This is a genomic window from Fontibacillus panacisegetis, from assembly GCF_900102215.1.
In the GTDB taxonomy this organism is placed as follows: domain Bacteria; phylum Bacillota; class Bacilli; order Paenibacillales; family Paenibacillaceae; genus Fontibacillus; species Fontibacillus panacisegetis.
Genome location: NZ_FNBG01000043.1, coordinates 15,175 through 29,724, shown reverse-complemented (window position 1 = coordinate 29,724; position 14,550 = coordinate 15,175). Strand labels below are relative to the sequence as shown.

Genomic DNA, 14,550 nt, shown 5'->3' with positions numbered 1-14,550 from the left:
ATCACCGCTCTCTGGCATATATTATATAGATATTATACCATATTAACGCGGTGATTTGGTGAAATAATGACTTTTTCAACAGTCTGAAAAGTGCAGGCTTTCGACTAAAAAGTAATCAGAATGGCTCGTTGACCAGAAAAAAGATGCGCTTTCGCAGGAATTTTCCGCAGCACCTTAACCTAAAAAGGAAAAGCTGCATTTTTGCATGAATTTTTAAATGGATTTGCTAGACTAGTTCGGTGAAAATAGCGGTGTAGGGATAGTCTCCCTTGCACCGCTATTTCTTGTTCTGACACGCGAAGCGTCCCATTCCCATATTCCCATGGACGGAGTAAGACTAATTCTGGGGCAGCCCCTTTCTTTAGTTTGCTTTACGCTCGTTTGATCTTTTTCCGCGGATGCCAGAAAATGCAATCAGAATAACAGCGCAGCCTGCTGTACCGGCTAACAGGGTGGATATCTTGGAATCACCCAATGCCCTGATGCTATATCCGATCATGAGTCCGCCTTCCCAGAGGGTTTGCTCTTGGTTCATGAACCCGAGGTCAATGGCTACTCGTTCAAGACCATCTGGCAAGCTGGAAGCGATAGGAGTGAGCCCAAGGAGGACGACGATAAGGATAATCCATCCGGCGTGCTTTTTTAGGTTATGCCACATGATCACTCGCCTCCTGAGACTGTTATTGAATGCGTGGGTGAATAGAGCGCTTGTCGATCTGCTAATGCAATGAAGGCTAGAGTAACTCCACCTTCAATCAGCCCGATCCACAGATGCCAGCCAAGCATGGCGGGAACGACGGTGCTTAGAGGAATTGTGCCCGATGCGGCCAAATAAATAGCGGTGACTAGAGCGGCGGCCAAGACCGATATTATGCCAGCTGGAATCAGTGCTATAGCGAAGGATTTACCGGGCAAAATTCTCTTGGCTATTGCCATGATAGATGCCCCTGCTAATGGCGCGATTATCCCCATTGACAAAATGTTAGCTCCTAATGCGAATAAGCCTCCATCATGAAATAACAGAGCTTGAACTATAAGAATGGCTGTCATGACAAGTACAGCGGCAGATGGTCCTAATACGACTGCTGCCAGAGCTGCTCCGATGAAATGACCGGATGTTCCGCCTGGGATCGGAAAATTAAGCATTTGAGCAGCGAATATACAGCCGCCAACCAGTCCCATTTTGATAAAATTTTCACGATTTCCTTTGAACTTCCAGGATGCCGCACCAACTCCGGTAATGGCGATGGCTAATGCTGCAGTGCTTACGGCAGGGGATAAGAACCCGTCTGGAATATGCATATAGCATTCTCTCCCTTCATACGGTCAAATAATGTTCGAATTGTTCGATATCGATGTGCTCAGGGTCGCCTTGAGCGACAATGCTTCCTTTATCCATCACGTAAATGTAATCAGCTACGCTGCGTACAAAATCGATACTTTGTTCAACAAGAATAACAGATGTATTGCCTTGTGCCTTGATCTTGCAGATGACATTCCGGATCTCCTCAACGATAGAAGGCTGTATGCCTTCAGTAGGTTCATCGAGCAGCAAAAGCTTTGGTCTGGAAGCAAGTGCTCTGGCAAAAGCAAGCTGCTGCTGCTGGCCGCCGCTTAAGTCCCCGCCTTGTCTGTGGTACATTTGCGGTAGTACAGGGAAAAGCTCAATCACATCTTCCGGAAAAGTTTTAGGTTGTGGATTACATGGTTCTAAACCTAGTAGCAGATTTTCTTTGACAGTAAGCAGTGGGAATATCTCTCTTCCTTGCGGGACGTAACCAATGCCGCTGCGGGCGCGGTATACAGAATCCCATGTCGTCACATCGACCTCATCCAGGCTCATTGTGCCATGACGAATTTTTAGCTGTCCGGTCAGTGTACGCATGAGTGTTGTTTTGCCTACACCGTTTCGGCCGATTAGACATACGACCTGTGCTTGATCGACTCGCATCGTTACATTTCTCAGAACGGGGCTTTCTCCATACCCTGATTCAATGGCTTGAAGCTGCAGCATGATCCTCTCTCCTTTTACCTAGATAGACTTCGGCAACACGTGGATCGTGCTGTATTTCTGCCATCGAGCCCTCCTTAAGAAGCTGTCCTTCATGCATTACTGTTACTTTAGCGGCAAAAGAACGAACAAATTCCATATCATGCTCAACTACGACGACTGAACAGGTTTTCGCGATTTCTTTCAATAATTCGCCTGTTTTGACAGTTTCGTCATCGGTCATTCCAGCTACAGGCTCATCAAGCAGCAATACTGACGGTTTTTGCAGCAGGAGCATGCCGATTTCAAGCCATTGCTTTTCTCCGTGAGATAAAGAGCCGGCTCGTTCCCCCTCGCGACCGGGAAGTCCAATTTGCTCTAAAATGCCCAGCATTTTTGGGGTTACAGTATCACTGCGACGCAGCCTCAAAGTATGAAAAATAGAGCGATTCCGATCTGCGGCAAGTTCGAGGTTCTCTTGCACAGTCAGATTAGGGAACACGGAAGGGGCCTGAAATTTGCGCCCGATGCCAAGGCTTGCGATTTCATAATCTCTTTTACGTGTTAAATCAACTTCTCCCCCCAGAAGAACTTTGCCGGATGAGGCTTTGGTTTTACCGCATATGACATCCAGCATCGTCGTTTTTCCGGCTCCGTTGGGACCGATCAGAAAATGAAGCTCATGCTTGCGGAGTGCCAGATTCATTCCCCGCACCGCCATGAATCCGCCAAAGGAGACGGAGATGTTCTCTGCAGACAATATTACCGGAGAAGTCTTTGTCTCAGAGACAGGATGCCGCATGGGCAACGATAATTTGTGATCAACCTTCTTTGCGAATGACTGCATGTTCAGACCCTCCTTGTCGGTAAAAGATACGGACTATTCTGTTCCACAGTCCGGTTAAGCCGCTTGGCATCAAGACGACAACAGCGACAAACAGCCCGCCAAGCACGAGCAGCCATCCCTCAGGATAAGCTTCGCTGATCCCTGTTTTTGCAGCATTTAACACTACAGCGCCGATGATGGCTCCAATCAATGTACCGCGTCCTCCAAGCGCCACCCAAAGTACCATTTCAATGGAGGGTACGATTCCCATCATAGAAGGGGAAATGATCCCAACCTGAAGTACAAAGAGCATCCCGGATAATCCGGCGAGTGCACCTGATACGGTGAAAGCAAACGTCTTGAAGCGGGATGGATCATATCCGAGGAAGCGAACTCTGTTCTCGCCATCTCTTGAAGCTTCCAGCACTTGGCCTGCGCGGCTGTTTACGATATAGCGGCAAAGAAGGTAGGCGATGATTAGTGCTGCCAGTGTTATGAAGTATAGTGCGATTTTTGTTCCGCTATCCTGAAAAGCAAATCCAAAAATATCGCGATACCCTGTAAGTCCATTCGTTCCTCCAGTCCATTCCTGTTTGCCAACAAATAATGTTACGACAATCATAACCAAAGCTTGTGTGAGAATCGTGAAGTATACCCCGACGATCCGGTTGCGGAAAGTGAAATAACCGAGGATGAGCGCAAGAGCGGCGGGTATGAGAATACCAAGCAGGAATGCTACAGGAAAGTAACGAAAAGGCTCCCAGAAAAAAGGAAGAGCATTAATTCCGCTCCAGCTCATAAAATCAGGAATGGAGCTGCCGCTGGCTTCTAACTTTAGGTACATAGCAATGGCGTAAGCACCGAGACCAAAAAATACGCCGTGACCGAGGCTTAGAATACCTCCGTATCCCCAGATGAGATCAAGCCCGACGGCAAGAATGGCAAGTGCTATAAATTTGGTGAACAGACCGAGTCGAAACGGAGTCATGAAAAGAGGGGCCATACATAACAAAAGGATCAGTACAGCCCAAACGATACGTCTAGTTCGACTTCCTGGGATAAGCTTCATCCAATTCATGATCATGCTGTAAACCTCCTCTTAATCCAGACTGCGTGTGCGAAGCGCCACAAGTCCACGCGGTTTCCATTGCAAAAAGGCGACGATGCACGCGAACACGAGCACTTTTCCGATGGATGCTGATGTATAGGTTTCAAATAAAGTGTTAAATATGCCGATGCCTAAAGCTCCAGCTACTGTGCCGATTAATTTGCCTACACCGCCAAGAACGACAACCATAAAGGCATCAACGATATAGTATGTTCCGATTGACGGACCGATAGGGCCTAGTAAAGTAAGCGCGCAGCCTGCAATACCGGCGATGCCTGAACCGATTGCAAATGTAAGGGAGTCTACATGGCGGGTAGAGATGCCGAGGCATCCGGCCATTTCCCGGTTTTGCATGACCGCGCGCATTCGTCTGCCGGAGGCGGATTTGTAAATATACAAGTACATAGCTGTAAGAACAAGAGCTACAAGTGCCATAATGAATAAGCGCTTATAAGGAAGAACCAGAGTAGAGGTGATAGCAAGACCTCCGTTTAGCCATGACGGGCTTGTAACAGCGACATTTGGAGCACCGAATATAAATCTTGCGACTTGTTGAAGCATCATGCCTACGCCCCAGGTAGCCAGCAGGCTATCCAGTGGTCTTCCGTATAAATGTCGGATTAAGATAGTCTCAAGCAGGCAGCCCATAAGAGCAGCGATAAGAAAAGAAGCGGCTAAAGCAGCGAAGAAATATCCTTCGTACCATGACTTCGGCAAATATGAGGCGAACAGATTTTGCGTGACATACGCCGAATAAGCTCCGATCATAATTAATTCCCCATGAGCCATGTTGATGACGTTCATAAGGCCGAACGTTACAGCGAGACCAAGGGCAATGAGCAGCAGAATGGAGCTGACACTCAGGCCGTTAAAGGTTTGCAGAATTAACATTTCCATAGCTTTCTCCTTTCCCGGCGGGCAGAAGTTGTATCGCCCGCTGGACAGTGAGTCTTACACACTGGATGAACATGAGGGTGAGTAACCGTGACGTTATATTACTCGCCTAAACCAGCTGCCCAAGGATAGGATTTCAAGTAAGGGTCCGGCTTGACGGGTTCTCCGGAATTCCACAGCTCCTTGAACTGACCATCAGCACCGACTTCTCCAATCCGTACCGTTTTGTATATATGCTGATTGTCGCCGTCAACCGTTACTTTACCTTCCGGTGCTGCAAATTCGATCCCTTTGGCTGCTTCTTTTACCTTGTCTACGTCGGTTGATCCTGCCTTTTCAACGGCTGCTTTCCATAGATATACTGCCGTATATCCGGCCTCAATCGGGTCAGCAGTTACACGGTTACTGCCATATTTTGCTTTATACTTCTCAACAAAAGTTTTATTTTCCGGGGTATCTGTAGTTTGGTAGTAGTTCCAGGCTGCTAAATGACCCTCCAAAATATCTGCTCCAATTCCGCGAATTTCTTCTTCTGCTACACTGACAGACAGCGTTGTTAAGTCTTTGGACGTAATTCCTGCATCCTTTAATTGCTTGAAGAAGGCCACGTTGCTATCGCCGTTTAGTGTGTTATATACGATATCTGGCTTAGCTTCTTTAATTTTCGTAATGACAGTACTGTAATCCGTGTGTCCAAGAGGAGTGTATTCCTCGCCGACTAATTGTCCGCCCTCTGCTTCGAGCTGGGCTTTTATAATTTTATTGGCTGTTCTCGGGAATACATAGTCAGAGCCGAGCAGGAACATCTTTTTCCCTCGATTCTCCAGTAGCCAGGTTACAGATGGGACGATTTGTTGGTTTGTTGTTGCTCCGGTATAAAAAATGTTCGGGGAAGATTCCAAGCCTTCATATTGAACGGGGTAGAACAGCAGTCCATTGTTTTGTTCGAACACAGGCAGCATCGCTTTACGGCTTGCAGAGGTCCAGCCGCCGAATACAGCCGCGACTTTATTTTGCTGCAGTAATTTACCGGCTTTCTCTGCGAATGTAGGCCAATCGGAAGCCCCATCTTCAAGAATTGGCTCGATCTGCTTGCCAAGTACACCTCCCGCAGCATTAATTTCCTCAATGGCGAGCAGCTCCGCGTCCTTTACAGACACTTCACTAATGGCCATCGTTCCGCTCAATGAGTGGAGTATGCCAACTTTGATAGTCTCACCTGATGCTTCAGTAGCCGCTTGGGTATTGCTTCCGCTAGTCGTGGTTGCTGGTTCCTTTTCGGAAAGACAGCCTGATAAAAGAACCATACATACAAGAGAAATAGCCCACCCTTTGGTCATCAATGATCTTAATCTCATTCGCTCCACTCCTTTTTCTATTTCCGAACATTATTGCGCTATGTCTTTTATTTCATTCGTATGTAGGTTATGTTCGTTATTCCACATTATAGGTGTTGAACAATTTTTATGTCAATAATCCTGACATAAAATTTTATTTTTCAGGAAAATAAAGCTTTTTATTGACATAAATTCTGTTATGTGTAAAGATTTCTAACATAAAAATGTAATTATATTGAAAATTAGTTGTTTTTTAAGGAGGGATTTCGTGCACTGGACAGAGCAAGAGCGGGAGAAGTTGCTTATTACAGTTGCCGCACAGTTAGCATTATCCCGAAAGAATAGAGGCCTGAAATTAAATGTGCCGGAGGCTCTGGCTATTGTTACAGCCGAAGTGCTGGAGCGCGCGAGGGACGGAATGAGTGTCGCGGAACTGATGCATTATGGTGCAACGGTGCTTAAGCGCGAAGAATGTATGGAGGGTGTACCTGAGATGATTCCCGAGGTACAGGTGGAAGCTACTTTTCCAGACGGGACGAAGCTGGTTACGGTTCATGAGCCGATACGCTAATTTGGAGGGAAGACGATGATTCCTGGCGAGTACAAGCTGCTTGAGGATGAGATTGAGTGCAATGCTGACAGAGAGATCATTTCGATACGGGTTCAAAATTGCGGGGATCGTCCCGTTCAGGTCGGTTCGCATATCCACTTCTATGAGGTGAATCCGGCTCTGCATTTTTTACGTTCGGAGGCATTTGGCAAAAGATTGAACATTCCGGCGGGGACGGCAACCCGTTTCGAGCCAGGCGAGGAGAAAACGGTGGTTCTAACTGTATTCGGAGGAGAAAAGGCTATATATGGTCTTAATCGTTTGACAGATGGCCTGCTGACTGAAGGAGAATCAGAGCAAAAGTTAAATATATTTCTGCAAAAATAGTAAATCTTGCGGGGGGAGGAGGGGCTGTATGCTAAAAATGACGCGATCCCAATACGCTTCTATGTTTGGACCGACGACCGGAGATGCTGTAAGGCTTGCAGACACAGATTTATGGGCTGTTGTTGAGCGCGACATGACGGTTTATGGAGATGAATGCAAATTCGGGGGCGGTAAAGTGATTCGTGACGGGATGGGGCAGTCGGCCCGTGCGACACGTAAGGACGGGACACCTGATACGGTCATTACAAATGCCTTGATTATCGATCATTGGGGAATTGTGAAAGCGGATATTGGATTAAGAGACGGGCGTATTTGCGGAATTGGAAAAGCAGGCAACCCGGATACGATGCAAGGCGTTGATCCGGAGCTTGTTATCGGTGCATCCACTGAAATCATTGCAGGTGAAGGAATGATTGTGACAGCAGGAGGCATTGATTGCCATATCCATTTTATATGCCCGCAGCAAATTACGACCGCACTTGGTTCGGGAATTACGACGATGATCGGAGGAGGTACAGGTCCGGCAACAGGTACAAATGCAACAACCTGTACTCCTGGAGCGTGGCATATCGCCCGTATGCTGGAGGCGGCTGAAGCTTTTCCTATGAATATTGGATTCTTGGGGAAGGGAAATTGTTCGAGCCGGGAGCCTCTGGCAGAGCAAGTAACAGCCGGTGCTATTGGTCTGAAGCTGCATGAAGATTGGGGTTCGACTCCCGCGGCTATTGATACGTGCTTATCGCTTGCTGACGAGTTCGACATTCAGGTGGCTATTCATACAGATACGCTGAATGAGACCGGATTTCTGGAAAAGTCGTTGGAGGCTATTGCTGGACGGACGATTCATACCTATCACACAGAAGGCGCAGGAGGAGGGCATGCTCCAGATATTATACGAGCAGCTGCAGAACCTAATGTGATCCCGTCTTCTACTAATCCGACACGTCCTTTTACAGTAAATACGGTTGAGGAGCATCTGGATATGCTAATGGTCTGTCACCATTTAGATCCGGATATCCCGGAGGATGTTGCATTTGCTGATTCACGTATTCGTCCTGAGACGATTGCAGCTGAAGATATACTGCACGATATGGGTGTCTTCAGCATTATAAGCTCGGATTCGCAGGCGATGGGGCGTGTAGGTGAGGTCATTATTAGGACTTGGCAAACCGCAGATAAAATGAAAAAACAGCGGGGATATCTCTCTATTCATAAAGGATCAGCAGGAGACAATGACCGAATTAGACGCTATATCGCAAAGTACACGATTAATCCGGCGATTGCTCACGGCATCAGTCACATTGTGGGCTCGATAGAGGTTGGTAAATGGGGGGATTTGATCTTGTGGAACCCTGCTTATTTTGGAGTGAAGCCGGAGCTTGTTTTAAAAGGGGGCGTTATTGCCTTCGCACAAATGGGAGATCCGGGAGCTTCGATTCCTACGCCGCAGCCTGTGTTCGGCAGACCGATGTTCGGGTCCTATGGCGCGGCGATTACTTCAGGTTCTATTACATTTGTATCGAAGGCCGCAGCAGAGGCTGGAATCAAGGAAGAGCTGAAGCTTCGCAAAGTAGTTGAGCCTGTCACAAACTGCCGTACTATTGGTAAAAAGGATATGGTGCTGAACAATGCGACCCCGATCATCGAGGTTAATCCGGAAACATACGTAGTGAAGGCGGATGGAGTTCCGTTAGTTTGTGAGCCTGCGAGGGAGCTTCCGATGGCTCAGCGTTATTTCATGTTTTAGAGCTGTGGCAGGGGGGATGGCGTATGGATGCAATTTTGACCCGACTTCGATTTGCTCAATTGCTGGATTCTGCTCTTCCTGTAGGTGGATTCTCTCATTCATTTGGTCTTGAGACATATGTAGAAGAAAAGGATATAGTAACCGGTGATCAGCTGGAAAAATATATCTTGGGTCAACTTCATTGCAGTTGGGTTCGTATGGAGGGACTGGTCATAAAAGGAATGTACGAGGCGATGGGTCGCCAGGATGCGGCTGAAATCGCTCGATTGGATCATATCGTTTATGTACAGCGTGTAGCCAGAGAGTCTCGTGATGGACTTCAAAAAATGGGCAAAAGACTTCTAAAGCTATGTCGGTCTCTGTATCCGGAGTTATCTTTTCATTTAATTGAAGAAGCAATTGACCAGTACGATGCACCATGTACCTTTCCGGTTATTTTCGCTTGGATCAGCAAAGGGTTGGGAATATCCAGGGACGAAAGTGTATACGGGTACTTGTATATTTCCGTGATGTCTGTAGCTAATGGCGGTCTGCGTTTGATGCATATCGGTCAGACGGAGGTTCAAACCATCGTTACTCGTGCTTTGGAGAAAGTGAGTAGTGAATGGGAGGCTGTAAAGGATTGGCCTATAGGGAAAATGTGTTCTTTCGGTTGGGCACAAGAGATTTATGCGATGCAGCATGAAACGTTGGGTTCGCGCCTGTTTATGTCATAGAAGCCAAATATAGGGGAGGAAGATGATATGTGTCAAGGTAACGATCATCATCATACAGAGTGGGAACGCAAAGCGATAGATTTAAGCAGGCCGCTGCGGATTGGGATTGGTGGGCCTGTTGGATCGGGAAAAACGGCATTGGTAGAGAAATTGTCGAAGGCTCTTCGCACGAGATACAGCATGGCAGTTATTACGAATGACATTTACACAAAAGAGGATGCGGAAATACTGCTTCGTCAAAATGCGCTTGATCCCAGTCGGATTATTGGCGTTGAGACAGGGGGGTGTCCGCATACCGCGATTCGCGAGGATGCTTCTATGAATTTTGAGGCTATTGAGGAGCTGGAATCCAGATTTGATGATTTGCAAATGATTTTGATTGAAAGCGGAGGGGACAATTTGGCGGCTGCATTCAGTCCGGAACTAGTTGATTTGTTTATCTATATTATTGACGTGGCACAGGGCGAGAAGTTGCCGCGTAAAGGTGGACCTGGTATTACGCGCTCTGATCTGCTTCTGATCAATAAGACGGATTTGGCCCCTTATGTCGGAGCAAATCTCGATGTGATGCGTCGGGATACTGAAAAAGTTAGAGAAGGTCGTCCATATGTTATGTCCAATCTGATGAGCGGGGAAGGAGTTTCGGAGATCGTGCACTGGATCGAACATCAGATGTGCGGAGAACATGTTCATCCCCATGCCCATAATCATCATGCCGACAACATCTTTCACTAGAGCAAGGTTTGACGGAAAAAGTCGGCTTCGGGCAGATTTTCGTGTAGATCAGAACGGGAAGACATTTATACATGATCGTTATTATACCGCACCACTACGAATTAGCAGGACATTCCGTCCAGACGGAGGAAGTGGGGAGCTATACCTGTATACGACGGATGTGTCACCTGGAGTGCTGGATGGAGATCATTACCAATCAGAATGGCTACTCAGTAATGGGGCGCATGTTATTCTCAGCAGCACGTCTGCAGTAAGGCTCCATCCGACTCCAAATCATCCCTCTGTTATTGAGCAGACGTTTCATATTGGAAAGAGAGCTATCCTTGAATTTTTCCCTGAATGTGTCATTCCTTTTCGTGGTTCCAACTGTACGATGAATACTGAGTTTCATTTGGAGCAGGATTCTATTCTGGTGTATGCGGACGTATGGTCGGCGGGGCGAATACATTACGGCGAGGCTTTTGAATTTGATCAATATACTTCCTTAACCGAAGTCACAAGAGAGAATAGACTTATCGTTTGGGACAAATTTGCCCTGGAGCCTGGCAGAGATCTTTATGGCGGTTCCCCGGCTTTTATGAGCTATACGCATAGCGCCGCGTTATGGATTGTTTGCCCTCAAATAGGAAACGAGGAGCTCGGTATGATAAGAGAGGTTTTGAGAAAAAATTCAGATGATAAGCAAATGATCTTCGGCGCAAGTCTGCTTGCTCATCAAGGTGGAGTTGCTGTACGCATGCTGGGGACCTCAGCTGAACGACTGCAGCAGTGCTGTCTATCCGCATGGAATGTTCTTCGTCCGTCTTTACTGCAAAAACCAGCTCTCCTACTTCGTAAATAAAAGCAGGAAACTCTACTCCGAAAGTGACTCTACGTGTACAATGTAAACATAAATACAACAATTGGTGAGGAGATACAACGTGGAGAGTAACAAAAAAATCGGAGTATTGTTCGTATGCTTGGGTAATATTTGCCGTTCCCCTATGGCTGAGGCAGTATTTCGGCACTTGATTAAGCGAGAAGGACTGGAGGAGCAATTTGTTATAGATTCAGCTGGTACAGGAGATTGGCATATAGGCAACCCACCTCATCAGGGAACGAGAAATATTCTTGATCTGAAACAAATTTCGTATGAGGGACTGAAGGCAAGACAGGTTGCTGTGAGTGATTTTACTGACTTTGATTATATTGTCGCTATGGACGTAAAGAACGAGAAGGATTTGAGTAGTCTGGCAAAGGGACAGGAGGCAACGATCATTAAGCTGCTGGATCTTGTTCCTGAAGCGAAAAGCAAGGAAGTTCCCGATCCGTATTTTACTGGCAACTTTGATGAGGTCTACGATCTTGTTGTTAGAGGAAGTCAGGCGCTGCTAGAACATATACGAATTCAAAAATCACTGTAGAGAGGTAGTTCGTGTAAGCTATTTCTTCTGTCAGTTGTAACTTTCTCTTTCTCCCACACGTTTACATGTGTAGCTTGTAAATTAGTAGAGACAGGAGAAAGCGTTTATGTTAACGCTAGCAAATTCTTTGCCTAGCCGGACATCGGTGAACCGAGATAAACGATCAGGGAAATCAGGAAAAGCACGGAATACAGGAAAAAATAAAAAACGGCGTAAGAGAACCTTTACCGAGGCTATCGCACGATTCGTTATCGTGATGATGATATTGTCATCGCTGATGGGGATATGGCTGTTTTTTACTCCTTCAGGCAACAATATACGCTTTCTTATGGCGGATACTTTGATTACAACACAGCATCGTCATTGGGCCAAATATATTATCGGTCAAGCGGAGCTTGATAGGCGGGTTGCCGAATATCAGGCTCAATTTGAAGAGATGGGTACGGAGAGAGATACACATACTATCCAAACTCCATCCCCTTCTGTTGAGGAGGCTGAGAAAGAAAAGCCGCTTGTTGAGATTGAAGAAGTGTCCGGTAAAGGTTATCAGGGATATGTATTGACCGTTAACGATCCGACCAAAATTCGTCTTGGTGTACCAGCCAAACGAGGCAAAGGTGAGAAGGTATCCAGTATGGTTGCCCGTACTGGCGCTTTAGCAGGAGTGAATGGCGGTGGATTTGCGGATCCTAACTGGAAGGGAAACGGCTTTAAGCCAATAGGGGTCGTGATCTCGCAGGGGAAAATGTACTACAACGGTATTAGCTCTAACGCTTCCACTCAGATCGTTGGGTTAGATAAGCAGGGCAAAATGATCGCCGGAAAATATACGATTGAAGAATTAATAGACCTAGGCATACAGGAAGCGGTAACTTTTCAGCCACGAATTATTGTGAATGGAAAGGGGCAAATTCGTAGCCAGAAAGAAGGCTGGGGTATTGCACCTCGGACCGCAATGGGGCAAAAAGAGGACGGCTCCATCCTGTTTGTCGTTATCGATGGTCGCCAGCTGGGATATAGCAACGGTGCAAGTCTTTACGATGTTCAGCAGATTATGCTGGATCATGGTGCTGTTATTGCAGCCAATTTGGATGGAGGATCATCTACAGTTCTTGTTACAAAAGGTGGGGAGATCGTCAATAAACCATCTTCTGAATATGGTGAACGGTATTTACCTACGGCATTCCTTGTGTTTGAGCATCCCGAACAGGTTGATATCCCTAACATTTGGCATGGGCTGCGACCTCAAGATATCGATGCAGGCAAAAAATAACCTCCAATCTCACACAGTTGGTTTGTGTGAGCCGGAGGTTATTTTTTTTGAAATGTAACTATGACGCCCAGGCGTCACCATCTAGAATGAAAATAAGATACTCCAAATTTCCATATTGCGCTTTAGCGAAATAGTACAGCAGCTTATTCGTGAGAAGTCAGAGGATTGCAGATCGGACATAGTAGAGGAAAAAATCTCCTTTATTTTCGAAAATGAGATGATTTTAAAGAAAATAGAGGAAATATTTTCCTTTACCCTTACTGAAATTGCCCTAAAATGCCAAAAACAAGCGTTTATCACCAAAATAGAGGAATTAATTTCCTTTATTTTATGATCTTGAGTCAATCCTGATGGAATAGAGGAACTTTTTTCCTTTATTGCTACCGAAGTGCTGAGATAGGCCGATAACGCCCAACTGTAGCCCATGATGCTTCTGTTTAACACGAGCCTAATCACGATTACTTGCGGCATACTGCACATTTTCAGCAATTCCAGAAATTCCACATCGCGACTCCATTACACATGAGATACAGTCATAGAATATGGCGGAATCTGATGCCTTGGAAGGGCCTTCGCAGCTCGTCCCTCCAATAGCTCAAGATAGAAGTGTCAGGGTTAGAAAAAGGACGCCGTCAGGCATTTTCCTTCATTATGCCAAGGCCTTTCTCATATACATAATGGCTACCGTTCGAGGACCGCAATGGCAAGAAATGGCGCAGCCGCCTTCAATGATAGCCACTTCCTTGGCGCTTGTTTTTTCTAGTAAGGTAGTTTTAATATAGTCTGCAGCTTTTTCAGCAAGTGTCTGAGCTACGATAATGAGCTCTTGATCAATTTTATGTTTATTTTCAATAAATTCATGGAGGATACGGTCAATTGCTTTTTCTGTTTTTCCTCGATATTTGTCCGCGGATATGACAAAGCCCTCTTTGATCCTCAGGACAGGACGAATTTTAAGCAAACTTCCGATCATATGCTGCACATTGGAAACGCGGCCACCCTTGTGCAAGTAGTCAAGGTTATCAACCAGAACCTCGATTTCTACCCGATCCCGACAATTTTCTATCATAGCAATGATTTCCTCAGCACTGGCACCAGATTGAGCGGCTTCAGCTGCCTTACGCACGAGGAGTGCGAGCCCGCCTGAAACATTTAATGAGTCAACGACATGCACGCTTCCTTCAGGCGATTCGGCAGCAGCAATCAGAGCGTTTTGATAGGTTGATGAAAGCTTGGAGGACATACTGATAAAAATGATAGTATCCCCTCGATCAACCCATGGTGAGAAGGCTTCCAAAAAATCATTTGGAGATGGAGCAGATGATCTTGGCAATTCCCCGTGCTCGTCAACCCGTCGATAGATGTCAGAAGTCGTAATTTCTAACTTGTCTTTATACGCGGTATTACCGAACACGACGTATAACGGAATGATGCCGATCTCGTACTTGGATGCCCACTCTTCCGGTACGTCAGAGATGCTGTCTGTAAAGATTTTCACTTGTGCCAACACGTTTCCTCCAGTAAATTTATTTTTGTCTAGTAAAGAAGACAGGTATGCTGTAATAGAGTTGTACTTCAATAGAA

Annotated in this window: 16 protein-coding genes; 8 read left to right on the top strand and 8 right to left on the bottom strand. The window is 46.2% G+C overall.

Annotated elements, in window-relative coordinates:
• Positions 1-361 precede the first annotated feature (361 nt).
• The 7 genes from BLS49_RS22715 to urtA form a co-directional block, all read right to left on the bottom strand.
• Entirely contained in the window at positions 362-658 is a 297-nt protein-coding gene (locus tag BLS49_RS22715) for a PDGLE domain-containing protein (RefSeq protein ID WP_091236080.1), read from the bottom strand.
• Positions 659-660: 2 nt separating this feature from the next.
• Positions 661-1,302, bottom strand: a complete 642-nt coding sequence (locus tag BLS49_RS22710; protein WP_091236079.1) for an energy-coupling factor ABC transporter permease — start codon at positions 1,300-1,302, stop codon at positions 661-663.
• 16 nt (positions 1,303-1,318) lie between these two features.
• Positions 1,319-2,014 (bottom strand): urea ABC transporter ATP-binding subunit UrtE, encoded by a 696-nt coding sequence (urtE, locus tag BLS49_RS22705; protein ID WP_091236077.1) that lies wholly within the window; start codon positions 2,012-2,014, stop codon positions 1,319-1,321.
• Positions 1,992-2,837: an urea ABC transporter ATP-binding protein UrtD gene (gene urtD / locus BLS49_RS22700; RefSeq protein WP_091236075.1), complete on the bottom strand. Its 846-nt coding sequence runs from the start codon at positions 2,835-2,837 to the stop codon at positions 1,992-1,994. Before urtD ends, urtE begins: the two co-directional genes overlap by 23 nt.
• Complete coding sequence (urtC, locus tag BLS49_RS22695) at positions 2,812-3,900, bottom strand: urea ABC transporter permease subunit UrtC (protein WP_091236073.1); 1,089 nt, start codon at positions 3,898-3,900, stop codon at positions 2,812-2,814. The genes urtD and urtC overlap by 26 nt, the downstream gene beginning before the upstream one ends.
• A 15-nt stretch (positions 3,901-3,915) precedes the next feature.
• A complete protein-coding gene (urtB, locus tag BLS49_RS22690) occupies positions 3,916-4,821 on the bottom strand; it encodes an urea ABC transporter permease subunit UrtB (RefSeq protein ID WP_091236071.1) in 906 nt (301 codons plus the stop codon).
• Positions 4,822-4,919: 98 nt separating this feature from the next.
• Positions 4,920-6,158, bottom strand: a complete 1,239-nt coding sequence (gene urtA, locus BLS49_RS22685; RefSeq protein ID WP_425432175.1) for an urea ABC transporter substrate-binding protein — start codon at positions 6,156-6,158, stop codon at positions 4,920-4,922.
• A gap of 265 nt (positions 6,159-6,423) precedes the next feature.
• Here urtA and BLS49_RS22680 point away from each other — a divergent pair, with 265 nt between their 5' ends.
• From BLS49_RS22680 to BLS49_RS22645, 8 genes are all read left to right on the top strand, one after another.
• Entirely contained in the window at positions 6,424-6,726 is a 303-nt protein-coding gene (locus tag BLS49_RS22680; protein WP_091236067.1) for an urease subunit gamma, read from the top strand.
• 15 nt (positions 6,727-6,741) lie between these two features.
• Positions 6,742-7,092: an urease subunit beta gene (locus BLS49_RS22675; protein ID WP_091236066.1), complete on the top strand. Its 351-nt coding sequence runs from the start codon at positions 6,742-6,744 to the stop codon at positions 7,090-7,092.
• 28 nt (positions 7,093-7,120) lie between these two features.
• A complete protein-coding gene (ureC, locus tag BLS49_RS22670) occupies positions 7,121-8,839 on the top strand; it encodes an urease subunit alpha (protein ID WP_091236064.1) in 1,719 nt (572 codons plus the stop codon).
• 23 nt (positions 8,840-8,862) lie between these two features.
• Positions 8,863-9,555, top strand: coding sequence for an urease accessory protein UreF (locus tag BLS49_RS22665; RefSeq protein WP_091236060.1), 693 nt, complete (start codon positions 8,863-8,865; stop codon positions 9,553-9,555).
• A gap of 27 nt (positions 9,556-9,582) precedes the next feature.
• Positions 9,583-10,290: an urease accessory protein UreG gene (gene ureG, locus BLS49_RS22660; protein ID WP_091236059.1), complete on the top strand. Its 708-nt coding sequence runs from the start codon at positions 9,583-9,585 to the stop codon at positions 10,288-10,290.
• Positions 10,253-11,131: an urease accessory protein UreD gene (locus BLS49_RS22655; protein WP_175471519.1), complete on the top strand. Its 879-nt coding sequence runs from the start codon at positions 10,253-10,255 to the stop codon at positions 11,129-11,131. The genes ureG and BLS49_RS22655 overlap by 38 nt, the downstream gene beginning before the upstream one ends.
• Before the next feature lie 79 nt (positions 11,132-11,210).
• Complete coding sequence (locus BLS49_RS22650; RefSeq protein WP_091236055.1) at positions 11,211-11,693, top strand: low molecular weight protein-tyrosine-phosphatase; 483 nt, start codon at positions 11,211-11,213, stop codon at positions 11,691-11,693.
• 106 nt (positions 11,694-11,799) lie between these two features.
• Entirely contained in the window at positions 11,800-12,966 is a 1,167-nt protein-coding gene (locus BLS49_RS22645) for a phosphodiester glycosidase family protein (protein WP_175471518.1), read from the top strand.
• Positions 12,967-13,615: 649 nt separating this feature from the next.
• Here the strand turns inward: BLS49_RS22645 and BLS49_RS22635 are convergent.
• On the bottom strand, positions 13,616-14,476 hold the full coding sequence (locus BLS49_RS22635; protein WP_342707225.1) for a DegV family protein: 861 nt from the start codon (positions 14,474-14,476) through the stop codon (positions 13,616-13,618).
• Between the last annotated feature and the right edge of the window lie 74 nt (positions 14,477-14,550).